This window comes from Bradyrhizobium sp. USDA 4353, assembly GCF_054063215.1.
The window spans coordinates 3,825,164-3,847,596 of the sequence record NZ_JBSSGB010000001.1 but is presented as its reverse complement, the minus strand read 5'-3'; the positions used below and the strand labels follow the sequence as shown (position 1 = coordinate 3,847,596).

General features: G+C 65.8%; 20 protein-coding genes. All 20 read left to right on the top strand.

Annotation, left to right across the window (positions count from 1 at the left end; all coding sequences use genetic code 11):
* The first annotated feature begins 71 nt into the window (after positions 1-71).
* The 20 genes from ACVILH_RS17230 to ACVILH_RS17135 all read left to right on the top strand — a co-directional run bounded on the left by ACVILH_RS17230 (position 72) and on the right by ACVILH_RS17135 (position 22,433).
* The gene (locus ACVILH_RS17230) at positions 72-1,010 is read left to right on the top strand and encodes an NAD-dependent epimerase/dehydratase family protein (RefSeq protein ID WP_456713950.1); all 939 of its coding nucleotides are present in this window, start codon (positions 72-74) and stop codon (positions 1,008-1,010) included.
* Positions 1,007-1,615 carry an SIS domain-containing protein gene (locus ACVILH_RS17225; protein WP_035640025.1) on the top strand — a complete coding sequence of 203 codons (609 nt, stop codon included), beginning with the start codon at positions 1,007-1,009 and terminating at the stop codon, positions 1,613-1,615. Before ACVILH_RS17230 ends, ACVILH_RS17225 begins: the two co-directional genes overlap by 4 nt.
* Positions 1,616-1,627: 12 nt before the next feature.
* On the top strand, positions 1,628-2,626 hold the full coding sequence (locus tag ACVILH_RS17220; RefSeq protein WP_456713949.1) for an NAD-dependent epimerase/dehydratase family protein: 999 nt from the start codon (positions 1,628-1,630) through the stop codon (positions 2,624-2,626).
* A gap of 42 nt (positions 2,627-2,668) precedes the next feature.
* On the top strand, positions 2,669-3,517 hold the full coding sequence (locus ACVILH_RS17215; RefSeq protein WP_172182498.1) for a transketolase: 849 nt from the start codon (positions 2,669-2,671) through the stop codon (positions 3,515-3,517).
* Positions 3,514-4,437 carry a transketolase family protein gene (locus ACVILH_RS17210; RefSeq protein ID WP_456713948.1) on the top strand — a complete coding sequence of 308 codons (924 nt, stop codon included), beginning with the start codon at positions 3,514-3,516 and terminating at the stop codon, positions 4,435-4,437. The genes ACVILH_RS17215 and ACVILH_RS17210 overlap by 4 nt, the downstream gene beginning before the upstream one ends.
* A gap of 8 nt (positions 4,438-4,445) precedes the next feature.
* Positions 4,446-5,483 carry a zinc-binding dehydrogenase gene (locus ACVILH_RS17205; RefSeq protein ID WP_456713947.1) on the top strand — a complete coding sequence of 346 codons (1,038 nt, stop codon included), beginning with the start codon at positions 4,446-4,448 and terminating at the stop codon, positions 5,481-5,483.
* A gap of 9 nt (positions 5,484-5,492) precedes the next feature.
* Complete coding sequence (locus ACVILH_RS17200) at positions 5,493-6,107, top strand: hypothetical protein (RefSeq protein WP_456713946.1); 615 nt, start codon at positions 5,493-5,495, stop codon at positions 6,105-6,107.
* The gene (locus ACVILH_RS17195; protein WP_456713945.1) at positions 6,094-7,131 is read left to right on the top strand and encodes a phosphotransferase; all 1,038 of its coding nucleotides are present in this window, start codon (positions 6,094-6,096) and stop codon (positions 7,129-7,131) included. The genes ACVILH_RS17200 and ACVILH_RS17195 overlap by 14 nt, the downstream gene beginning before the upstream one ends.
* A gap of 27 nt (positions 7,132-7,158) precedes the next feature.
* The gene (locus tag ACVILH_RS17190; RefSeq protein ID WP_456713944.1) at positions 7,159-7,821 is read left to right on the top strand and encodes a class I SAM-dependent methyltransferase; all 663 of its coding nucleotides are present in this window, start codon (positions 7,159-7,161) and stop codon (positions 7,819-7,821) included.
* A gap of 201 nt (positions 7,822-8,022) precedes the next feature.
* Entirely contained in the window at positions 8,023-9,243 is a 1,221-nt protein-coding gene (locus tag ACVILH_RS17185; protein WP_456713943.1) for a methyltransferase domain-containing protein, read from the top strand.
* Positions 9,240-9,776, top strand: a complete 537-nt coding sequence (locus ACVILH_RS17180; RefSeq protein WP_456713942.1) for a WbuC family cupin fold metalloprotein — start codon at positions 9,240-9,242, stop codon at positions 9,774-9,776. The genes ACVILH_RS17185 and ACVILH_RS17180 overlap by 4 nt, the downstream gene beginning before the upstream one ends.
* Positions 9,773-10,513, top strand: coding sequence for an SDR family NAD(P)-dependent oxidoreductase (locus ACVILH_RS17175; protein WP_456713941.1), 741 nt, complete (start codon positions 9,773-9,775; stop codon positions 10,511-10,513). The genes ACVILH_RS17180 and ACVILH_RS17175 overlap by 4 nt, the downstream gene beginning before the upstream one ends.
* A gap of 70 nt (positions 10,514-10,583) precedes the next feature.
* Complete coding sequence (locus tag ACVILH_RS17170) at positions 10,584-11,849, top strand: methyltransferase domain-containing protein (RefSeq protein ID WP_456713940.1); 1,266 nt, start codon at positions 10,584-10,586, stop codon at positions 11,847-11,849.
* Positions 11,850-12,019: 170 nt separating this feature from the next.
* The gene (locus tag ACVILH_RS17165) at positions 12,020-12,862 is read left to right on the top strand and encodes an ABC transporter permease (protein WP_456713939.1); all 843 of its coding nucleotides are present in this window, start codon (positions 12,020-12,022) and stop codon (positions 12,860-12,862) included.
* A gap of 36 nt (positions 12,863-12,898) precedes the next feature.
* Entirely contained in the window at positions 12,899-13,648 is a 750-nt protein-coding gene (locus ACVILH_RS17160) for an ABC transporter ATP-binding protein (protein WP_456713938.1), read from the top strand.
* A 40-nt stretch (positions 13,649-13,688) separates the two neighbouring features.
* Positions 13,689-14,756, top strand: a complete 1,068-nt coding sequence (locus ACVILH_RS17155) for a glycosyltransferase family 2 protein (protein WP_456713937.1) — start codon at positions 13,689-13,691, stop codon at positions 14,754-14,756.
* Positions 14,753-16,861 (top strand): TIGR04372 family glycosyltransferase, encoded by a 2,109-nt coding sequence (locus ACVILH_RS17150; RefSeq protein ID WP_456713936.1) that lies wholly within the window; start codon positions 14,753-14,755, stop codon positions 16,859-16,861. The genes ACVILH_RS17155 and ACVILH_RS17150 overlap by 4 nt, the downstream gene beginning before the upstream one ends.
* Before the next feature lie 183 nt (positions 16,862-17,044).
* Positions 17,045-20,110, top strand: coding sequence for an NF038122 family metalloprotease (locus ACVILH_RS17145; RefSeq protein ID WP_456713935.1), 3,066 nt, complete (start codon positions 17,045-17,047; stop codon positions 20,108-20,110).
* Positions 20,111-20,277: 167 nt separating this feature from the next.
* Positions 20,278-21,432 carry a glycosyltransferase family 4 protein gene (locus ACVILH_RS17140; RefSeq protein ID WP_456713934.1) on the top strand — a complete coding sequence of 385 codons (1,155 nt, stop codon included), beginning with the start codon at positions 20,278-20,280 and terminating at the stop codon, positions 21,430-21,432.
* Positions 21,432-22,433 (top strand): glycosyl transferase, encoded by a 1,002-nt coding sequence (locus ACVILH_RS17135; RefSeq protein WP_456713933.1) that lies wholly within the window; start codon positions 21,432-21,434, stop codon positions 22,431-22,433. Before ACVILH_RS17140 ends, ACVILH_RS17135 begins: the two co-directional genes overlap by 1 nt.

Below are 22,433 nucleotides of genomic sequence, written 5' to 3'. Positions count from 1 at the left end.
GCCAATTTGCATAAAGGTGCGCGCGACGCGCCAGCCGGCGAGACGACAGGCGAGCCACGGGGATTGCGCAGATGAAGATATTCGTGACCGGAGCGTGCGGCTACAAGGGCAGCGTGCTCGTGCCGAAGCTCTTGAAGGCGGGCCACAAGGTCGTCGCGTTCGACATCATGTGGTTCGGCAACTTCCTCGAGCCGCATCCGGATCTGACCGTCGTCCAGGGCGACGTCCGCAATCCCGACGCGATCGACCTGACCAGCGTCGACGCGATCATCCATCTTTCCAGCGTCGCCAATGATCCCTGCGGCGATCTCGACCCGAAGCTGACCTGGGAGATCTCCTGCCTCGCCACGATGCAGCTCGCCGATCGCGCCTACCGCCACGGCATCAAGCGCTTCATCTACGCCTCCTCCGGCAGCGTCTACGGTGTGAAGGAAGAGGAGCAGGTCACCGAGGATCTCGAGCTGCTGCCGATTTCCGAGTACAACAAGACCAAGATGTGCGGCGAGCGCATCGTGCTGTCCTACAAGGACGACATGGTGGTGCAGATCGTTCGCCCCGCCACCGTCTGCGGCTACTCCCCGCGCCAGCGGCTCGATGTCTCCGTCAACATGCTGACGATGCAGGCGCTGATGAACGGCCGCATCACCGTGTTCGGCGGCGACCAGACCCGTCCGAACATTCATATCGATGACATCACCGATCTCTATCTCTTCCTGCTCGATCATCCCGAGCACACCGGTGTCTACAATGCGGGCTTCGAGAACATCTCGATCCTCGACATCGCCAAGCTCGTCACCAAGCACGTGCCGGCCGAGGTCATCGTGACGCCCTCGAACGATCCGCGCAGCTATCGCGTCAACTCCGATCGCCTGCTCGCGACCGGCTTCCGGCCGAAGAAGACGGTCGAGGACGCGATCAAGGAGATCATCGGCATGTACTCGCAAGGCCAGCTCAAGAACGACGATCGCTGGTACAATCTGAAATGGATGGAGAAGGAGGTCGTGAAATGAACGTCCTGGCCTTCAAGACCCCCGGCAGCCTGTTCGCCGACTACACCAGCCGCTTCAGTACCGTGCTGAAGGATTTCGACTGGGCCCCGGTCGAGAAGCTCGCCTACGATCTGCGCGACTGCTGGCAGACCGGACGGCAGGTGTTCTTCTGCGGCAATGGCGGCAGCGGCGGCAACGCCAACCACCTCGCCAACGATTTCCTCTACGCCCTGTCGAAGACCCCGGGCTCCGGCCTGCGCGTGCATTCGCTGTCGTCGAACCCGTCGGTGATCACCTGCCTCGCCAATGACGAAGGTTACGACCAGGTGTTCTCGCTGCAGCTCGCGGTGCTCGCGCGCAAGGGCGACGTGCTGATCACCTTCTCGGGCTCCGGCAACTCGCCGAACATCCTGAAGGCGCTCGAAGAGGGCAAGAAGATCGGCATGACCAGCTATGCCGTGCTCGGCTTCACCGGCGGCAAGGCGAAGGCGCTGGCCGACGTGCCGATCCACTTCGCGGTCGACGACATGCAGATCGCCGAGGACGCGCAGATGGTGATCGGCCACATGATCATGCAGTGGCTGTACGCCCAGCGTGGCGACATCATCACCACGCGCGAGGTCTGACGGACAGAAACGATGGCTGCGAACGAAAAGTACCTGATCCTCGGCTCGAACTCCTTCTCGGGCGCAACCTTCGTCGACTTCCTGGCCGCGGCCGGTCACGACGTGATCGCGACCAGCCGCTCCGACGAGCCGCATGACGCGTTCCTGCCCTACAAATGGCAGAAGCGTCCCGGCAAGGTCCGCTTCCAGCGTGTCGACCTCAACCACGACCTCAATGCGCTGAAGGCGCTGCTGGCCGCCGAGCGGCCGACCCACGTCGTGAACTTCGCGGCGCAGAGCATGGTCGGCGAGAGCTGGCTCTATCCGGACCACTGGATGATGACCAACGTCGTCTCCGCCGTCCGCCTGCACGACATCCTGCGCAACTATGACGGCCTCGACCGCTACGTCCACGTGACGACGCCCGAAGTCTACGGCTCGACCGAGGGCTGGGTGCGCGAGGATGCGCCGTTCAACCCGTCGACGCCCTATGCGGTGTCGCGCGCCGCCGGCGACATGAGCCTGCGCACCTATTTCGCCAACTACCAGTTCCCGGTCGTGTTCACCCGCGCCGCGAATGTCTATGGCCCGGGCCAGCAGCTCTACCGCATCGTGCCGCGCACCATTGTCGCCGCGATGACCGGGCAGAAGCTGCGGCTCGACGGCGGCGGCAAGTCGGTGCGCGTGTTCATCCACATGACCGACGTGTCGGATGCGACCGTGAAGATCGGCCGCAGCGGCAAGCTCGGTGAGACCTATCATATCTCCGGCTATGAGCTGGTCTCGATCCGCACGCTGGTCGAGATGATCCTCGCCCGCCTTGGCAAGAACTTCGAGGACTGCGTCGAGATCGGTCCCGAGCGGCCCGGCAAGGACACCGCTTATACGCTCGACAGCTTCAAGCTGCGCACCGAGCTCGGCTGGCGCGACACCTTCTCGCTGGAACAGGGCATCGACGACGTCATCGACTGGGCGCGACGCTTCGAGGATGTCATGGCCAAGCTGCCGACCAAGTACGAGCATAAACCCTGATTCATTCCTGCGCCTCCCCGGGAGGCGCGACTGGAGAGCACGATGAACGTGGCAGTCCGGAACACCGCGGCCAAGCCCGACGTGGCCGCCCTGAAGGCGCAGGCCGCGAAGCTGCGCGGCAAGATCATCGAGATGTCGCACAAGGCCCAGGCCGCGCATCTCGCCTCGTCGCTGTCCTGCGCCGATGCGATGACCGCCGCCTATTGGCATGTGCTGAACATCGACCCGAAGAACCCGACCGATCCGCTGCGCGATCGCTTCATCCTGTCGAAGGGCCATGCCGCCGCGGCGCTGTTCGCGACCTTGGCGATGAAGGGCTACTTTCCGATCGAGGAGCTCGACACCTATTGCCAGGACGGCGGCCGACTCGCCGAGCATCCGCCGGCGAATCTGCTGCCCGGCGTCGAGGCCGCCACCGGCTCGCTCGGCCACGGCCTGCCGCTCGGCTGCGGCATGGCGCTGGCCGGCCGCATCAAGGGCGAGAATTACCGCGTGTTCGCGCTGCTGTCCGACGGCGAGAACAACGAGGGCTCGGTGTGGGAGGCCGCGATGTTCGCCGCCGCCCAGAAGCTCGAGAACGTCTGCGTCGTCGTCGACTACAACAAGTGGCAGGCGACCGCGCGCTCCAACGAGACCCTGATGCTGGCTCCGCTGCGCGACAAATGGGCCGCCTTCGGCTGGGACGCGCACGAGATCGACGGCCATGACGTCGGCGCGCTGGCGGAAGCCATGCAGAACATCCCGAACGGCTCGGGCAAGCCGGTGGCGCTGATCGCCCACACCGTCAAGGGCAAGGGCGTGTCGTTCATGGAGGACGACAACAATTGGCATTACCGTGCCCCCACCGCTGAGGAGGTCGTCAAGTCGTTCAAGGAGCTCGGCCTGTCATGAGAAACGCGTTCGCGGACGAACTGACCAAGCTCGGCAATGACGACCCGCGTGTCGTGATGCTCTCGGGCGACATCGGCAACCGCCTGTTCGACAAGTTTAAGGACAAGCATCCGAGCCGCTTCTTCAACTGCGGCGTCGCCGAAGCCAACATGATGGGCGTCGCCGCCGGCATGGCCATGAACGGCCTGCGCCCGGTCGCCTATACGATCACCCCGTTCGTGACGACGCGCTGCCTGGAGCAGATCCGCACCGACGTCTGCTATCACGAGGCCCCGGTGACGATCGTCGCCGTCGGCGCCGGCCTGGCCTATTCCGGCCTTGGGCCCACCCACCATGCCTGCGAGGACATCTCGTTCCTGCGCTCGATCCCGAACATGGTCGTGATCTGCCCGGGCGACGCCTTCGAGGTGCGCGGCGCCTTGCGCGCGGCGATGCAGCAGGACCGCCCGGTCTACATCCGCATGGGCAAGAAGGGTGAGCCTGTCGTTCACAAGGGCCCCATCGCGGATTTCAAGATCGGCAAGGCGATCACCATCGAGGAAGGCTCCGACGTGTGCCTGCTCTCGACCGGCAACATGCTGCCGGAAGCCATTGAAGCCGCACACAGATTGAAGGAAAAGGGCATGTCCGCCGAGGTCGTCAGCTTCCACACCGTGAAGCCGCTCGACGAGGACAAGCTCAAGCAGGCCTTCAGCCGCTTCAAGCTGGTTGCGACCATCGAGGAGCATTCGCTGATCGGCGGCTTCGGCGCCGCCGTCTCCGAGTGGCTCGTCGACAGCGAGACGCAGGCAAAGAAATTCCTGCGCTTCGGCACGCCGGATGCCTTCTTCAAGAAATCCGGTGAACAGGAATATGCCCGCGAGGTGCTCGGCCTGACCGGCCACCAGATCGCGGACAAGATCATCCACGCCTTGAGCTGAGACATCACATGAAGACCCAAGCTGCCCTCCTGGTCCAGACCGGCCAGCCGCTCGTGCTCGCCGAGATCGAGACCCCCGCCTTGAAGCCGGGCCAGGTGCTGGTCGAGATCGCCTATTCCGGCGCCTGCGGCACCCAGGTGATGGAGTGGCGCGGCGACAAGGGCGAGGACAAATGGGTGCCGCATTGCCTCGGCCATGAGGGCACCGGCACGGTCATCGAGACCGGCAGCGCCGTCACCAAGGTCAAGGTCGGCGACAAGGTCGTGCTGTCCTGGATCAAGGGCACCGGCATCGAGGCCGGCGGCGCCGTCTATGACTGGGACGGCAAGAAGGTCAACGCCGGCGGCGTCACCACCTTCCAGCGCCATTCGGTCGTCAGCGAGAACCGCCTGACCCTGCTGCCGCCCGACCTGCCGATGGATGTCGCGGTGCTGCTCGGCTGCGCCGCCCCGACCGGCATGGGCGCGGTCTACAATGTGCTGAAGGTGCAGCCGGGCGATGCGGTCGCCGTGTTCGGCACCGGCGGCATCGGCCTCAACGCGCTGATGGCGGCGGCGCTGGCCGGCGCGATGCCGGTAATCGGCATCGACCCCAACCCGACGCGCCGCGCACTCGCCCAGATCTACGGCGCGACGCATGTGATCGACGCTAACGGCGACGTGCTGGCCGAGATCAAGAAGATCGTGCCGCAGGGCGTTGATCTCGCGGTCGAATCCTCCGGCATCCCCGGCGTCATGGACCAGGCCGTCAACGCCACCCGCCAGCAGGGCGGCCGCGCGGTCGTGATCGGCAATGCCAAGCATGGCGCGGCGCTGACCCTGAACCCCGGCGTGTTCAACCAGGGCAAGAGCCTGCTCGGCACCTGGGGCGGCGACAGCGTGCCGGATCGCGATTACGGACGCTACGGGCGGCTCTTGAGCTCCGGCCGCTTCCCGGTGCGGGACCTCTTGTCGAAGCCCTACAGCCTCGCCCAGGCCGACCAGGCGCTGCAGGACCTCGCTGCCGGCAAGGTCGGCCGTCCGCTGATCGACATGTCGCTGGCTTAAGTTCTGGCCATGCGGATCGGGATCGACTTCGACAACACGATCGCCTGCTATGACGGCGTGTTTCATGCGGCCGCGCTCGAACGCGGCCTGATCCCGGCCGACCTCGGCCGCGACAAGAACAGCGTCCGCGACCACCTCAACGGCAGCGGGCGCAAGGACGACTTCACCGAGCTGCAGGGCTACGTCTACGGCGCCCGCATGGACCTGGTGTCGCCCTACCCTGGCTTCGCCGAGTTCGTCACGGCGGCCCGCTCCGCCGGCCATGACCTGTTCATCGTCAGCCATAAGACCAGGCATCCCATTCTCGGGCCGAAGCACGACATGCATGCCGCCGCGCGCGGCTTCCTGACCGACCGCGGCCTGATGGGCGAGGCCTCCGGCCAGATCGCGCCTGACAGGGTGTTCTTCGAGCTGACCAAGGACGAGAAGGTCGCGCGCGCGCATGCGCTTGATTGCGAGGTGTTCGTCGACGATTTGCCGGAGATCCTCGGCATGAGCGGATTCCCGGAGGGCATGCGCAAGGTGCTGTTCGATCCGGAAAACCAGTTCGCGACCAAACCCGTGACTTACGAACGGCGCGCGTCCTGGGCCGAGATCGCGGCGGATCTCCGTGACCGCGGCTGAGGCCAGCGCGGACGCCGCCCTGCTGTCCCTGGCGCAGCGCCTGGCCGCGCAGGCCGGCAAGGCGAGCCCGACGGCGCTGACCCGGCTCGCCGGCGGCCGCAACAACCAGGTCTTCCGCCTCGACACCGCCGACGGCCCGCTGGTCCTCAAGCGCTACTTCACCGACACCCGCGACACCCGCGACCGGCTCGGCGCGGAGTGGAGTTTCATCAGCCACGCCTGGTCGCACGGCGTCCGCGTCGTGCCCGAGCCTCTGGCCTGCGATCGCGCCGAGCAGGCCGGCCTCTACAGCTTCGTCGAGGGACGCAAGCTGACCGCGGTCGAGCTCGCTCCCGCCCATGTCGATGCCGCGATCGATTTCGTGCTCGCGGTGAACGCCCCGCCCCGCCCTGCCTTGGCGCCGGGATCGGAGGCCTGCTTCTCGCTCGCCGAGCATCTCGCCACCGTCGAGCGCCGCGTCGCCCGGCTGGCGACGCTCGACGCCGACGTGCCGCATGTCGCCGAGGCAAGGGCCTTCGTGGCGGAACGGCTGCAGCCAGCCTGGGCCGACGTGAAGGCGACCATTCTGCACGGCGCCGCAGCGGAAGGGCTCGTCCCGGACGCCGCCATCCCCGCCGATCAGGTCTGCCTGTCGCCGTCCGACTTCGGCTTCCACAACGCGCTGATCGACGAGCAGGGCAAGCTCACCTTCCTCGATTTCGAATATGCCGGCTGCGACGATCCGGCCAAGCTGGTCTCCGACTTCTTCTGCCAGCCCGAGGTGCCGGTGCCGCTCGCCGTGCACGAGCATTTCATCGACCGGCTGACCGAGGGCCTCGCGCTCGACGAAGCCAGCGTCGCGCGCTGCCGCCTCCTGATAGATGCCTATCAGGTCAAATGGACCTGCATCATCCTGAATGACTTCCTGCCGCTCGGAGCGAAGCGCCGCGCCTTCGCCGACACCGGCGCCTGGGCGCAGCGCTGCGCCGCGCAGCTCGCCAAGGCCGAGGCGCAGCTCGGCCTGATCGGCGCCACATCTGATTAATCGACACCCACACGCTTGGAGAGCTTCATGGCCTATCGCGAGTTCGTCAGTCTCGTCCACAAATCGACCAAGCGCGACTATCTCGCGCGCGTCACCCAGCGCGACAAGGCCGATGTCGCGGAGATGGCGATCAAGTTCGACTACGACTATTGGGACGGCAGCCGCGAGACCGGCTATGGCGGCTACAAATATGACGGCCGCTGGCGCAAGGTCGCCGACGCCATGATCGAGACCTACGGCATCAAGCCGGGCATGCGCGTGCTCGATGTCGGCTCCGGCAAGGGTTTTATTCTCCACGATTTCCGCGAGGCGATTCCGGACCTCGAGGTCGCGGGCATCGACATCTCCTCCTACGGCGTCGAGCACACGATGGAGAGCGTCAAGCCGTTCTGCCAGGTCGGCACCGCCGCCAAGCTGCCCTACCCCGACAAGCATTTCGATCTCGTCATCTCGATCAACACGCTGCACAACCTCTACAATTACGATCTCGACGCCGCCTTGCGCGAGATGGAGCGCGTCAGCCGCGGCGGCAAATATCTCTGCGTCGAGGGCTACCGCAATGAGCGCGAGAAGGTGAACCTGATGTACTGGCAGCTCACCTGCCGCATCTTCCACACCCCCGAGGAATGGGCCTTCGAATTCAAGCGCTCCGGCTACACCGGCGACCACGAATTCATTTTCTTCGAATGAGCGTGAGGAACCCAGTCGGCGCCATCATGGCGGCGGTGGATGTCGCCTCCGCGATCTCAGGCCGACATTCACCGCACCGTCGCAATAGGATTTCAAGCAACGTGCCATAGATCGCAGGCGGCCTGTTCCGTTCGCTGCGGAGCAGCCGGGCTCGTGCTCATCACTTATCCAGGTTCATCACCAACGGGACGACCGATTGCGATGAGTAACGCCCGCTCCGATCAGCACCACGGGTCAAATTGCCGGATTTGCGGGCACGCTCTGGATTCGGCGCCGCTGTCGCTCGGCCATCTGCCGGTCTGCAACGACTTCAGCAAAGGCGACGCGGTCGGCCGCACGGTCGATCTCGATGTCGTCGAGTGTGAGTTCTGCCAGCTGGTGCAGCTACGCGGGACTCTATCCGTCGAGCTGCTGACGCCGCGAGTGTCCTGGATTCGCTATCGCGAGCCTGAAGGCCATCTCGATGCACTGGCCGCCAGCCTGCTGTCACTGCGGCCCGGCGCGCAGCGCGTGGTCGGCACCGGCCCCTTCGAGCTGCCGCTGCTGTCGCGGCTTGCCGCGCGCGGGCTGGAGACCGAAACATTGCCGCTGGATGCCGATGCCCCAGCCGGTCACTATCCGTATCTCGAAAGCTGGCAGTCCACCCTCAACGACCAACATCTGTCGGCCGCCTCCGCGAGGCATGGAACCTTCGATATCGTCTCCTGCCGCTATATCGCCGAGCACAGTCCGACCCCCGTCGCCGCATTGCAGGCACTCAAACATCTGCTCAGACCTGAAGGTCTTCTGCTCATCGAGGTCCCCGACAGCAGCAAATTCCTGGCGGCTCGCGACTACTGCTTCCTGTGGGAAGAGCACAGCTGCTACTTCGTCGAGGATACGTTGCGCCGTCTGGCCGAGGTGAGCGGTTATCGCGCTCTCACTTTGCTTCGCTATCCCGGCGCCCTGGAGGATGCCCTTGTCGCGGTCCTCACGCCCGCCGATGTGGCCGCCCCGCCGGAGGTGCCGTGCGGGCCCTCCAGCGTGTTCCAGGCCTATCGTGACGGCTTCGCCACCACACGCGAGCAACTGCGCAGCAGGTTGGCTACTGCAGCTGGTCCCGACCGCGATCGGATCGCGCTGTTCGGCATCGGCCATCACGCCATCATGTTCGTCAACGCCTTCGGCTTGTCCGATCTGATCGCGGCGGCCGTGGACGACGACGCCGACAAAGCGGGCTTTTTCCCGCCCGGATTTCATACGCCTGTGATAGGCTCCCAACGCCTGCTGGATGACGAGCGGATCAGGCTGTGCCTGTTCGCAGTCGCGCCGCACATCGAGGGCAAGGTGCGCGAGAAGCTCGCCCCGCTCGCCGCCAGGGGCGTGGAGTTTCGGTCAGTCTACGCCGCGCTCGACAATTCGATCACGAGGAATGACGCATGACGCTCGTCCAGAAATCCCCCGAGGTGTTCCTGGCGGAGGGCCCCATTTCGTCGGTTGGCGCGGTCGAGATCGACACGCTCAAGGCCGCCGTGAAGGCCAGCCCGAAGCGGCGCGCCCGCATTAACGCGCATCCGGACGGCGAGGATCAGCTGCACGAGATGATCATCGCGATCGATTCGCACTCCTACATCCGGCCGCACAAGCATCCCGGCAAGAGCGAGGCGTTCCATATCATCGAGGGCGAGGTCGATATCGTCGTGTTCAACGATGACGGCCAGATCGAGCGCGTCGTCGAGCTCGGGCCGCCGGGCGGCACCAGGCCGTTCTATTACCGCATGTCCAACGCATTTTTCCACACGCTGATCATCCGCAGCGAACTTCTGGTCGTACACGAGATCACCAATGGACCGTTCCGCCCCGGCGCCAGCGTGTTCGCCGATTTCGCCCCCGAGGACAGCGACACCGCTGCCGCCGCGGCCTATCAGGCCGACCTCGTCCGGCGCGTCGCAGCGCTGCAGGATGCCGCGGCATGACCGATCATGCCGTGGTGGTCGGCGGCACCCGCGGCCTGGGCCGCGTGGTCGTCGAGCGCTTCCTTGCCCGCGGCTGCGCCGTCAGCGTGGTGTCGCGGCAGCGTCCGGCCGATTTTCCCGATAAGCCCGATCTGAAGCATTTTTCCGCCGATCTCGAGCGCAGCGACAGCTTTGCCGGGCTCTGGCGCGAGGTCGCCGAGGCTCAGGGGCCGATCCGTTACCTCGTGCTGAGCCAGCGCTTCCGCGGCCAGGGCGATCCCTGGGCCGGCGAGATCCAGGTCGGCCTCACCGCCTCCCGCGACCTGATCGAAGGCTTTTCCGGGCATTTTGCCGAAGATGGCGACCGCGCCATCGGCGTGGTTAGCTCGGTCTATGCCGAATTCGTCGGCTCCTCGCAGCCGGTCGGCTACCACGTCGTCAAGGGCGGCCTCAACGCGATGGTCCGGCATTATGCTGCGACGCTCGGCCGCCGCGGCATCCGCGTCAACGCCATCATGCCGCTGACCTATCTGAAGCGCGAATCCCGCGTCTTCTATGAGCAGAACGAAAAGCTGATGGAGACCTACCGCAAGCTGGTCCCGCTCGGCCGGCTCGGCACCGCCGAGGAATGCGCCGACGCGCTCGATTTCCTGTGCAGCCCGCGCGCCTCGTTCATCAATGGGCAGAGCCTGTTCCTCGATGGCGGCGTGTCCACAGTCTGGCAAGAAGAGGTCGCCAAGAGCTTCGCGGGGCTGTAAAACGCGCCGCAACTCCGCTTCGGCCGACCAGTCCCCACCCGGGGGATCGCCAACCTAGGACCGCGAAACCATGCAGCACGTCAAGCACAAGACCGATTGCCGCCTATGCGGCTCGACCTCGCTGGATCACGTGCTGCCGATCCGGCCGTCCGCGATCGGCGATGCGTTCGTGACCGCAGATCGCCTGAGCGAAAAGCAGGACCTCTATCCGCTCGACTGCTATCTCTGCCTGTCCTGCGGCCACCTGCAGAATCTCGATGTCGTCGACCCCGACGTGCTGTTTCGCGACTACACCTACCGCACCTCGGTCTCGCTCGGCCTCGTCGAGCATTTCAAGCGCTATGCGCAATCGGTGGTGTCGACGCTGGCGATTCCGAAGGGAAGCCTCGTCGCCGAGATGGGCAGCAATGACGGCTCGCTGCTGAAGGCGTTCAAGGCCGAGGGCATGCGGGTGCAGGGCATCGACCCCGCGCGCGACATCGCCGCAACCGCCACCAGCGAAGGCATTCCGACGATCCCCGACTTCTTCACCAGCGCGCTTGCGGAGCGCATCAGGGCGGAGCAAGGCGAGGCCAAGCTGTTCTGCGCCAACAACGTGTTCGCCCACATCGACAACATGTCCGATGTCGTCAAGGGCATCCGGCTGCTGCTTGCCGACGACGGCGCCTTCGTGTTCGAGGTCTCCTACATCGTCGACATGATCGACAACATGGTGTTCGACACGATCTATCACGAGCACGTCTCGCATCACGCGTTGATCCCGCTCGAGACCTTCATGAACCGGCACGACATGACGCTGTTCCATGTCGAGCGCACCGGCACCAAGGGCGGCTCGATCCGCGCCTTCGCGCAGCCGAAATCCACCGGCCAGCGGCCGCGCTCGGCGGAGCTATCGAAGCTGATCGCCGAGGAGGAGCGCCGCGGCGTGACCAAGCCGCAGATCTACCGCGACTGGTTCGTCGCCATCGAGGATTGCAAGCGCCGCGTGCTCGCTCACCTCGACGAGGCCATCGCGGCCGGCCAGTTGGTCGCCGCCTATGGCGCCTCGACCACCACGACCACCCTGCTCTACCATTTCGAGCTGGAGAGCCGGATCAAGTTCATCGTCGACGACAACCAGCTCAAGCATGGCCGCTTCAGCCCGGGCGCCCACATCCCGGTGCTGCCCTCCAGCGAACTCGCCACCCGCAAGCCGGACGTGGTGGTGATCCTCGCCTGGATCTATGCCGATCCGATCCTGAAGCGGAATCAGGCGTATCTCGATGCCGGCGGCCGCTTCCTGGTGCCGCTGCCGGAGCCCCGGATCGTCGATGCCTCGGGGTCCAGGACGATCTGACGCCCTTCCCCTGCCGCCTCTGCTGGCCGCCGGGGGCGGCCTGGCGCTGACCGGTTGACAGCCCCCGCGTAACATGGTGCAGCAAGCGCGGCGATCCGCCGCCGGCGCGCCGCATGCCAGACGCTTTCGTCTGGCAGGACAGACACTTACGGCATTCGCGAGGGATAGGAATGACCACCGTGACCGATGGACAGGTCGAGCGGCTCGTGATTGCGGATCAGCGTCGCTTTTCCTGGGCGCGCTGCCGCGAGGACATCGCGCCGTTCATCACCCGTCACGTCACCTGGCGCGCGCTCGCAGCCGGCGATATCCGCTCGAAATACCGCCGCACCATGCTGGGCCCGTGGTGGATCACGGCCACGAACGCCATCACGGCGCTGATCATGGGCAGCGTGGCCGGCCGCTTCCTCGGCGCCGACATGAAGACCTACCTGCCCCATTTCATGGTCAGCATGACCATCTGGGGCTTCATCTCGTCGTCGCTCAGCGAATCCTGCTACACGATGATCAATGCAGGCGGCATGATCAAAGCCGTGGACATGCCGATCCTGATCCATGTGATGCGCATGGTTCAGCGCAATCTGATCATCTTCCTGCACAACATCGCGGTCATTCCGTTCATCTGGCTGGTCTACCCCTGGTCGGTCGGCTTCGGAATGGTGCTGGCCATCGTCGGCCTGATGATCGTCTACGTCTTCGTCGTCAGCGCCTCGGTGATCGTCTCGATGATCTGCGTGCGCTATCGCGATGTGCCGCCGGTGATGGCGGCCGTGCTGCAACTGCTGTTCTTCATCTCGCCCATCATCTGGGAACCATCACGGATCCGTGGCGGTGAGTTCGTCGTGGCACTCAATCCGGTCGCCTACCTGCTGGCGGTCACGCGCGGCCCGCTGATGGGCGACATCCCCGGCCTTGCGACCTGGGCCGGTGCCATCGGATCGGCCGCAGTGTTGACCGCCGCGATGATGTATATCTACACGCGCTATCGGTCGCGCGTCGTGTATTGGGCCTGACCTCATGGCCTTCAGGGACTGCGGACCACCCTCATCATGACTCTCATTGAAGCCAAGCAAATCGGCATCGAGTTTCCGGTGGCGCCGCCGAACGCGCGCTCGTTCCGGCATCTGGCCATCAAGGCGGCCTCGCGTGTCGGTGGCCGCGTGTCCAAGAGCGAGGGCTCGTTCCAGTTCGTCCAGGCGCTCGACGACATCAGCTTCACCTTGAAGCAGGGTGACCGGCTCGGCCTCGTCGGCCACAACGGCGCCGGCAAGACGACGCTGATCCGCGTGCTCGCCGGCATCTACGAGCCGACGCGCGGCTCGTTGCGCGTGGTCGGCCGCAACGTGCCGATGTTCGACATCGGGCTCGGCATGGACGAGGAAGCCTCGGGCTACGAGAACATCCGCACCCGCGGACTCATCCTGGGGCTCTCGCCCGAGGAGATCGAGCAGCGCGTGCCGGAGATTGCCGAATTCGCCGAGCTCGGGGATTATCTGGAGCTGCCGATCCGGACCTATTCCTCCGGCATGCTGCTGCGCCTGGTGTTCTCGATCGCGGCCTCGATCCACGGCGACATCATCCTGATGGACGAGTGGATCGCGGTCGGCGATTCCCACTTCCGCAAGAAGACCCACGACCGGCTGCAGCAGATCACCGGGCGTTCCGGCATCGTCGTGCTGGCGTCGCACGACCTCGGCCTGCTGCAGGACACCTGCAATCTCGGGCTTTATCTCGAGGGCGGCCGCGTGCGCGCTTTCGGCGCTCTGGGAGACGTGCTGAAAGAGCTGCCGTCGGCTTGAGCGGCCGGAGGCAGACGATGCAGCAGGATTTTGCTGAGCCATGACCCCGACGAGCAGTCCAGCCGCCGCACCGACCGTCACCCTGGTCGTCCCCAACTTCAATCACGCGCATTACCTGCCGGAGTCGCTCGGCAGCATCGCGGCGCAGACCCGCGCGCCCGACCGCGTCATCATCATCGACGACTGCTCGACCGATGACAGTATTTCAGTCATCGAGCGCTTCCTCGCGGACAAACCGAGCTGGCGGTTGATCCGTCACGAGACCAACCAGGGCGTCGTGCGTGGCCAGAACGAGGCGCTGGCCGGCACAGACACCGACTGGATCGGCTTTCTCGGTGCCGACGATGCGCTGCATCCGACCTATCTCGAAAAGGCGATGGCACAGGCGGCGAACCACCCGGAAGCCGGCCTCATCGTCGCCTGCTGCGAGATCATCGGCCCGCAGGGGCCGTCCGCGAAACGAATGCTGCGGCCGGTGATGCTACCGGCTCCGGCATCGGCGATGCTGGCGCCGGCCGACATTCGCCAGGCGCTGCGCTTTGGCGACAACTACTTTTCCGGCACCACCTCGCTCTACCGCCGCACGGCCCTGCAGGCGCTCGGCGGCTTCGACGTCAAGCTCGGCTCGTTCTCGGACGCATTTCTCGCGCGCCGGCTGGCCCTGACCTATGGCTGCTCCTTCATCGCGGAGGCGCTGGGCTACTGGCGCATTCACGGCCAGAACTACTCGACCGCCACGGCGACCGACCCCGCATCGCTCAACGCCAAGCTCGCGGAGATCGGCGCGCTGATCGCGCACAGCAAGCTGTTTCCTGACGGCTACGACAACGTCTTCGCCCGCCGCAATCGCTTCGGGGCGGCGCGGATGGTGCTGGGCGGCGACACCGCGCCCTCCGCCAAGGCTGCGCGCATCTCCGCATTGCTCGACGGCAACGAGCTCGACACGCAGTTGCTGCGGCTGCTGTTGAGCTTCGGCGCCAGCGGCCGCCTTGCGGCGCTGGCATGGATCACCTTGCGGACCCGGCCGATGTCGCTGACGCGCCTGCTCGCCCAGACCACAACCCGACGCGCGATCCTGTCCGCCACTTCTGGCTATCGCGCGCCATGACGGTTCGCGCCCCCTTCGGCTCTCTCCGGCACCGCCTCGGCAAGCAGCAGCGAGCCGCCGCGCCGACCCGGGCCACTCCCACGGCACAATCATCGCCGCTGCCGCAGAGCGGCTGGTCGCCACGAAGGTGGCTGACGGCATCGGCGTTTCGCCTGTATGCGTTCCTGAGCGCGCGGCGCCGGCAATTGCTGCCGCTGACCACCCGCGCCGCGAATATCCTCGACAGCAGGCTCATCGTTGCGCCAGCCGGCGCCCGACTGCTGCGGTGGATGGACAATCAGCTCGAACGCGGCACGTTCATCAGCACGCTGCTGGCACGGCTGACGTCGACGACGCTGGCCGCGGCGGCGCAGGTCCATCTCGCCGCGAGCCGCAAGCCGAGCGCGCTGCGCGCGGTGCGGATCTTGAACCTGATCTTCCGCGATAACGTCCGCGCGGGGACCGGTGTCGGTGCGCAGGCCTATTTCACCACTTTGGCGCTGTGCAGCGCCTATGACCGGATCGTCCGCGAGGTGCCGCGGCCGGAGGCGATCGACAGCTTCGCGATCAATTTCGCAGTCGGTGTCGCCCACATGTATCGCGGCAACCTCCCGGTCGCCGCGCATTTCCTGACGGCCGCCGCAGCCTCGGGCGACGGCAATGCGTTGCGCAAGCTCGGCGCCGTCCATGCTTTGGCTGGCGACCACGTCCGTGCGGCTGCATGCTTCAAGGCTTCCGTCGAACGCGATCCGCGCTCGGTCATGGTGCATCAGAACTACGCCGGCGGCTACGATCCCTCCACCTATACGCCAAGCGTCTGGGAGCTGGAGAATGCCGGCGAACTCCTGATCTACGACAATCTGATCCAGCTCGGCGAGAACTTCTATCACCAGGGCCGCTACGACGACACGTTCCGCAGCTATCAGGCGGCCCTCAATCATCAGGACGCGCTGGCGCGCAAATGGTCGATTCCCGATGCGCTGATCCAACGCATCGCTGCTGCAAGCCGGATCTTCGATCCCACGCTCCCGGTCCGGCTGCTCGGCTATGAATGGGTGACACTGATCGGCCATATCGGCTTCATCGATTGCCACCTGCGCATGGCCGCGCTCGGCATGCTGCCACGCGCCAACTACGTGCTGCTCGCGCCGCCAAGCAAGGTCGTCAACCAGCCCTTCCTCAGGCTGTTCGATCAGCACGTCACGATCATCGAGGACCCTGCTCTCGTGGACGACCTGCTGCCGTATCAGCGGCTGGTCGGCGACCAGTTCATCGCCGTGCGCGGCACGGACGGTCTGGCTGAGCCATGGGCGCACGCAGCGTCGCAGGCGCAGGTCGCCTGGGCCGAGCAGCAGCGCGGGCCGATCGTGAATGTCCCGGCAGAGCTCATGCAACAAGGCGCGGCCAGGCTGCGCGCTGCTGGCGTGACCGCCGACTGGTTCGTCGCGATCCACATCCGCGAGGGCGGCTATCACGGCGACGGGCCCGGCACGACGCGCCAGCATCGCTCTGCCAATGTCGGCGACTACATGGCCGCGATCGCCGCCATCACGGCGCGCGGCGGGGCCGTGGTCCGGCTCGGCGATCGCAGCATGACGCCCATCGCCGGCATGCCGGGCGTATTCGACTATGCGCATAGCGACATCAAGTCGGCGGAGATGGACCTGTTTCTGTGTGCCGCCGCACGCCTGTTCGTTGGAACCACCTCGGGCTTGACGACTGCTGTGCAGGCACTGGGAACACCGATGCTGCTCGTGAACTGCATCTCCAACGACTGTCAGTTCTGGCACGAGCGCACCGATTTCACGGTGCGCCCGGTCTATGACCGGCGGAACAGGCGGTTTCTGTCGCTGAAGGAAACGTATCGCCAGCCGTTGCAGGCCCTGCTGATCGACGCCGCCGTGCTGGCGCGCGACGGCCTGGAAATTCATCCGAACAGCGCCGAAGACATCACCGAGGCCGTCCGCTACAAGCTCGACTGCCTCGACGGCGCAACCCAGCCGCTTCGCGCAGGGGGCGCCCTGCTCGATCGCTATCGCCGGGCTCTCGCCGACAATCCCTATAATTTTGGCGCAGCACTTCCGGCGCCCGCGTTCCTGAACCGGCTGCCGGAGCTTCTGGATTGAACCCGGCCCGAACGCTCGTTCGGCCCGCGGTGCGGCGCCGGATCTCAGCGGTGTTCCTGTTCCGCGATGCCCCTTTAACTTCCAGGCAACACGATCGGCCTGATAGATAGAGGAGACATGGCTGCGAATCAGCTCCCTGGAGTTGCGCCATGGCGGCTTGCGGGATCAGCTGGGATTGAGGCCATGACTCTGTTGCAGTCTTATCCGGTCGAAGAGGATGTCGGACCTCCGCCGAGCAATCCCGTCGAACTTCCGGAAGAGGCGGTCGAAGCGCAACTCGCTCAGGGCGATTTCGGCGGCATCGGGGCCGCGACGACGATCAGCAGTGGCGGGCTGACGATCAACCTGCTGTTCGATACCGCAGCCATGAATGCCCCCGCGAGCTTCCGCGCCGGCATTCAGCAGGCGGCCACGATCCTCAGTTCGGCGATCTCCGATCACATCACGGTCAACATCAAGATCGACTACAGCGGCACTGGCGGCCATGCCGCCGCTGGCCCCGATGGCGGACAATGGATGGCCTATTCCAGCATCCGGTCGAACCTGATCAACAATGCCACCCCGGGTGACACCACCTTCACTGCCCTGCCGACGGGCTCGAGCATCCAGGGGCAGTCCTACGTCGCGGTCTGGAACTCGCAGTTGAAGCTGTGGGGTGGTCTGGGCGCCAACGACACGACCACTGACGACGGCAGCGCGACATTCGCGACCGATATAAATCCGAGCCTGCTCGTCGGCGTGGCGCTGCACGAACTGACCCATGCCTTCGGCCGCGTGCCCTATGGGCCGCAACCCGACATCTTCGACTTCTACCGGTTCTCGAGTCCCGGCACCCGGTTGATGACCGGCGGCGCGACCGCCTCGACGGCCTACTTCTCCCTCGACGGCGGCTACACCAAGCTCGGCGACTACGGCCAGTCCTCGGACCCCAGCGACTTTCTCAACAACGGCGTGCAGGGGGGCAACGATCCGTTCAACGAGTTCTACACCTACAGCACCCTGCAAACGCTGACGACAGCCGACCTGAGGCAGCTGGACGCTCTCGGCTTCCATGTCACCGGCGCAACCCCGACCACGATCGAGTCCGCGGGAGCGACGAGCCTGGTGCAATACGGCACCTCCTATTATCTCTATCCGGTTGGCGGCAGCTCGGGTCCGCAGCTTGCGATGGGCGGCACGCCGGTGATCGCGAGCCAGATGGGCGGGTGGCGCCCAATCGGAGCCGAGCGAGCCGGTAGCGGATATCAGGTGGTCTGGCAGATTCCGGGCACCGATCAATACACGATGTGGAACGCCGACAGTAACGGCAACTACATCTCCGATCCGATCGGCGTCGTCTCTGGAACGAGCGCGACGCTCGAATTGCTCGAAGCTGGGCTCCATCAGGACTTCAACGGCGACGGCGTGATCGGCATCAACGGCACCGTCATCGAGGCGGCGGGCTCGACGTCGCTCGTCCAGCTCGGGGCCAACTATGTCGTCGTACCCTCGGGCGGGTCGGGCGCTCAGCTTGCGATGGGCGGAACCCCTGTCATCGCAAGCCAGATGGGCGGGTGGCGGCCGATCGGAGCTGAGAACAGCGGCGGCGGATACCAAATCGTCTGGCACATTCCAGGCACCGATCAGTATACGATGTGGAATGCCGACGGACACGGCAACTACGTGTCGGATCCGATCGGCGTGGTCTCCGGGACGAGCACGACGCTCGAGCTGCTGGAGAGCAGCCTGCACCAGGACTTCAACGGCGACGGCGTGATCGGCCTCAACGGCACGGTCATCGAGTCCGCCGGCGCGACGACTCTCATGCAGCTGGGCTCCAACTACCTGCTCTCTTCCGGCGGCGCCGCCGGCCCCCAGCTCGCGATGGGCGGGACGCCGGTGATCGCGAGCCAGATGGGCGGATGGCGGCCGATCGGTGCTGAAAGCAACGGCGGCGGATACCAGGTGGTCTGGCACATTCCGGGCACCGACCAGTATACGATGTGGAACGCCGACGGAAACGGCAACTATTTGTCGGATCCGATCGGCGTGGTCTCCGGGACGAGCGCCACGCTCGAGCTCCTGGAAAGCAGCCTGCATCAGGACTTCAACGGTGACGGCGTGATCGGCCTCAACGGCACGGTCATCGAGTCGGCCGGTTCGACAACCCTGATGCAGTTCGGCGCCAACTATCTCGTCTCTCCCGCCGGCAGCAACTCCGGCCCGCAGCTCGCGATGGGCGGGACGCCGGTGATCGCCAGTCAGATGGGCGGATGGCAGCCGATCGGGGCTGAAAGCAACGGCGGCGGATACCAGGTGGTCTGGCACATTCCGGGCACCGACCGGTACACGATGTGGAACGCCGACGGAAACGGCAACTATTTGTCGGATCCGATCGGCGTCGTCTCCGGCACGAGCGCCACGCTCGAGCTGCTCGAGAGCAGCCTGCATCAGGACTTCAACGGCGACGGTGTGATCGGCATCAACGGTACCATCATCGAGTCCGTCGGCGCGACGTCGCTGATGCAGCTTGGGGCCAACTACCTAGTCGTCCCTGTCGGGGGCACCACGGGACCCGTACTCGCGATGGGCGGCAGTCCGGTCATCGCAAGCGAGCTGGGTGGATGGCGCCCGATCGGAGCCGAAAGCGTGTCCGGCGGGTATCAGGTCGCCTGGCGGATTCCGGGAACCGACCAGTACACGATGTGGAACGCGGACAGCAACGGCAACTACATATCAGATCCGATGGGCGTCGTGTCCGGAACGAGCGCGGCGCTGAAATCGCTCGAGACGAGCCTGCATCAGGACCTCAACGGCGACGGCGTCATCGGCGCGTCCGCGGCGCTGCCCGCGTCCACTCAACCTTCGAACGCTCAGTCGAGCACGAGCTCCTTCGGCGACGCGATGCGGGCCATGCCGCATGTCCTCGGCTCTCCAACGGAGGACAGCTTCCGCTTCGCCAATGAGGCGTCGGCCCCGAACGCGGCAGAGCCGCTACTGGCCGGCGGAGCGGCGCCGCAATGGAGTACACTCAATTGGCACGACGCGTTCGTGTTCGCCGAGCATTCCGGCCCTGTGAGCCAGTCCGAGTTCACCTCGGACATGCTCACGTCCAGCCGCGCGGTATTCGCAGACCCCGTCGCGTTGCAGACGGGAATCCAAGCCATTCTCACCGGCCACCCGGTCGTCCTCGATGCGGCCAACCACGCCGTTGCACCGCAACATCTCGGCGTCGCGGACTTTTGGCACACGAGCTTCCACCTTGTCTGACTGGCAGCGGACGAACGCTGGCGAGCGCCGACGAACGTCGCTGGTGAACGACCAGCTCGCCGGCAATGCCCCATGACCTGCCACGGTTGTTTTGGCGCATATAACGTCTCGCGCGCGGCCTGGTCTTGGCCTATACGGCCCTTCGACCGTCCGAACCCGTGAATTTGATGCTCTCGCCCCACCCCGCTTCGCCGCGCCGCCTGCTCTATGTGGCCAATGAGGATTACGCCTTCCTGATGCATCGCCTGCCGATGGCGCGGGCTGCGCGCGATTCCGGCTACGAGGTGCATGTCGCGACCAACGTCAATGCGGGCGCGGCCGCGATCGCCGCCGAGCGGTTCGTGCTGCATCCGATCCCGTTCCAGCGCGGCGGCCTGTCGCCGTCGGCCGCCCTCCCCACGATCCGCGCCATCCGGGCTGTGGAAGCCAGCCTTCGGCCTGATGTCTTGCATCATTCCGGGCTGCAGGCAAGCGTGCTCGGCTCGCTGGCCGCACTGGGCCACACAACGCCGGTCGTCAACGCGCTGACCGGCCTCGGCTACGTCTTCACGTCGGCCAGCTTTCGCTCGCGTCTGCTCAAGCGCGGCCTGCTCTGGCTATTGCCGCGCCTCATGAACCGCGCGCCGAGTTGCGTGCTGGTGCAGAACCCGGATGATCGCGATGCCCTGCAGGCCATGGGCGTTCGCGCCGACAAGATCACGCTGATCCCAGGCTCCGGCGTCGACACCGACCGTTTCCAGCCGCTGCCCGAGCCGGACGGGCCGATCACGTTCGGTTTCGCCGGGCGCCTGCTCACCGACAAGGGCATCTGGGCCCTGGTGGCGGCACATCGCCTGCTGCGCCAGCAGGGCCGCGACGACCAGCTGCTGATCGCTGGCTCTCCCGATCCGGCAAATCCGGCGTCGGTTTCGGCGGAAGACATCGAGGCCTGGCGCAACGAGCCGGGCATCACCCTGCTCGGCCAGATCAAGGACATCAGCGAGCTCTGGCGGCGCTGTCACGTCGCCGTGCTGCCGTCGCATCGCGAAGGGCTTCCCGTGAGCCTGCTGGAGGCCGCGGCCTGCGGCCGGCCCCTGGTCTCGACCGATGCGCCGGGATGTCGCGAGATTGCCATCCACGAGCAGACCGGACTGGCGGTGCCGGTAGAGGACGCAGGCGCGCTGGCCCAGGCGATGGCGCGGCTCGCGGCCTCGGCCGAGTTGCGCGCCCGCTATGGCGCGGCGGCCCGCCAGCTGGTCGAGGACAAGCTCTCGGCTCGGATCATCGGGCGCTCGGTGGTGGCGCTCTACGATCGCCTCATTGCTTCGTCGGGTACGCGGTGATGATCGCCCATCCCACGACCGTCCTGGCCGTCATCGCGCTGCTCGCGGCCGTGATGTGCGCCGTCTCGATCGTGCTGCTGCGCCCGCTGCTGCAGCGTTATGCGCTGGCGCGGCCGAACGCGCGCTCCTCGCACAAGATCCCGACGCCGCAGGGCGCCGGCATTGCCGTGGTCGGCGCGACGCTCGTGGTCGGCGGCGCCTTTGCGTCCGTGCTCGGGTTTGCGCCCCTGACGATGCTGTTCATCGCCGTGCCGATGCTGGGGCTGGTCGGCCTGGTCGACGACATCAGGCCCATCCCGGTGCTGCCGCGCTTCATTCTGCAGGGGCTCGCGGTCGGCCTCGTCGTCTTCAGCGCGCCTGATGATCTCCGCCTGTTTCCGATCCCGCTGGCGGTCGAGCGCACGCTGCTGCTGATAGCAGGCCTGTGGTTCGTCAACCTCGTCAACTTCATGGACGGGCTCGACCTGATGACCGTTGCCGAGGCGGTGCCGATCACCGCGACGCTCGTCCTGTTCGGCCTCTCCGGTGAGCTACCCTGGCCGGCGACCGCCATCGCTGCCGCGCTATGCGGCGCCTTGCTCGGCTTCGCGCCATTCAATCGTCCGGTGGCAAAAGTCTTTCTCGGCGATGTCGGCAGTCTGCCGATCGGGCTGCTACTCGGCTGGGGCCTGCTGCATCTGGCGTGGCAGGGATCCATCGCCGCCGCGCTGCTGCTGCCGCTCTATTATCTGGTCGATGCCACCTTCACCCTGCTGCGGCGGATGGCGCGGCGCGAGCCGTTCTGGGCCGCGCACCGCACGCACTTCTATCAACGAGCCACCGACAACGGCTTCACGGTCACGCGAGTCGTTGGCGAGGTATTCATCCTCAACATCGCGCTTGCGGCGCTCGCCGTCCTCTCCGTGGCGCTGCAGTCGCTGGTCGCCGACGCCATCCTGCTCGTCTTCGGTCTTGGCGCCGTCACCTGGGTGTTGAGCCGGTTCTCGCGGCCACGCCGTTGA

Bases quoted from the DNA above. Each gene is read 5' to 3' on its own strand.
- ACVILH_RS17180 (WP_456713942.1), top strand. From the start codon at position 9,240: ATGACGCTCGTCCAGAAATCCCCCGAGGTGTTCCTGGCGGAGGGCCCC.
- ACVILH_RS17150 (WP_456713936.1), top strand. From the start codon at position 14,753: ATGACGGTTCGCGCCCCCTTCGGCTCTCTCCGGCACCGCCTCGGCAAG.
- ACVILH_RS17175 (WP_456713941.1), top strand. From the start codon at position 9,773: ATGACCGATCATGCCGTGGTGGTCGGCGGCACCCGCGGCCTGGGCCGC.
- ACVILH_RS17145 (WP_456713935.1), top strand. From the start codon at position 17,045: ATGACTCTGTTGCAGTCTTATCCGGTCGAAGAGGATGTCGGACCTCCG.
- ACVILH_RS17220 (WP_456713949.1), top strand. From the start codon at position 1,628: ATGGCTGCGAACGAAAAGTACCTGATCCTCGGCTCGAACTCCTTCTCG.
- ACVILH_RS17135 (WP_456713933.1), top strand. From the start codon at position 21,432: ATGATCGCCCATCCCACGACCGTCCTGGCCGTCATCGCGCTGCTCGCG.
- ACVILH_RS17190 (WP_456713944.1), top strand. From the start codon at position 7,159: ATGGCCTATCGCGAGTTCGTCAGTCTCGTCCACAAATCGACCAAGCGC.
- ACVILH_RS17205 (WP_456713947.1), top strand. From the start codon at position 4,446: ATGAAGACCCAAGCTGCCCTCCTGGTCCAGACCGGCCAGCCGCTCGTG.
- ACVILH_RS17210 (WP_456713948.1), top strand. From the start codon at position 3,514: ATGAGAAACGCGTTCGCGGACGAACTGACCAAGCTCGGCAATGACGAC.
- ACVILH_RS17160 (WP_456713938.1), top strand. From the start codon at position 12,899: ATGACTCTCATTGAAGCCAAGCAAATCGGCATCGAGTTTCCGGTGGCG.
- ACVILH_RS17230 (WP_456713950.1), top strand. From the start codon at position 72: ATGAAGATATTCGTGACCGGAGCGTGCGGCTACAAGGGCAGCGTGCTC.
- ACVILH_RS17200 (WP_456713946.1), top strand. From the start codon at position 5,493: ATGCGGATCGGGATCGACTTCGACAACACGATCGCCTGCTATGACGGC.
- ACVILH_RS17165 (WP_456713939.1), top strand. From the start codon at position 12,020: ATGACCACCGTGACCGATGGACAGGTCGAGCGGCTCGTGATTGCGGAT.
- ACVILH_RS17225 (WP_035640025.1), top strand. From the start codon at position 1,007: ATGAACGTCCTGGCCTTCAAGACCCCCGGCAGCCTGTTCGCCGACTAC.
- ACVILH_RS17215 (WP_172182498.1), top strand. From the start codon at position 2,669: ATGAACGTGGCAGTCCGGAACACCGCGGCCAAGCCCGACGTGGCCGCC.
- ACVILH_RS17155 (WP_456713937.1), top strand. From the start codon at position 13,689: ATGACCCCGACGAGCAGTCCAGCCGCCGCACCGACCGTCACCCTGGTC.
- ACVILH_RS17185 (WP_456713943.1), top strand. From the start codon at position 8,023: ATGAGTAACGCCCGCTCCGATCAGCACCACGGGTCAAATTGCCGGATT.
- ACVILH_RS17140 (WP_456713934.1), top strand. From the start codon at position 20,278: ATGCTCTCGCCCCACCCCGCTTCGCCGCGCCGCCTGCTCTATGTGGCC.
- ACVILH_RS17170 (WP_456713940.1), top strand. From the start codon at position 10,584: ATGCAGCACGTCAAGCACAAGACCGATTGCCGCCTATGCGGCTCGACC.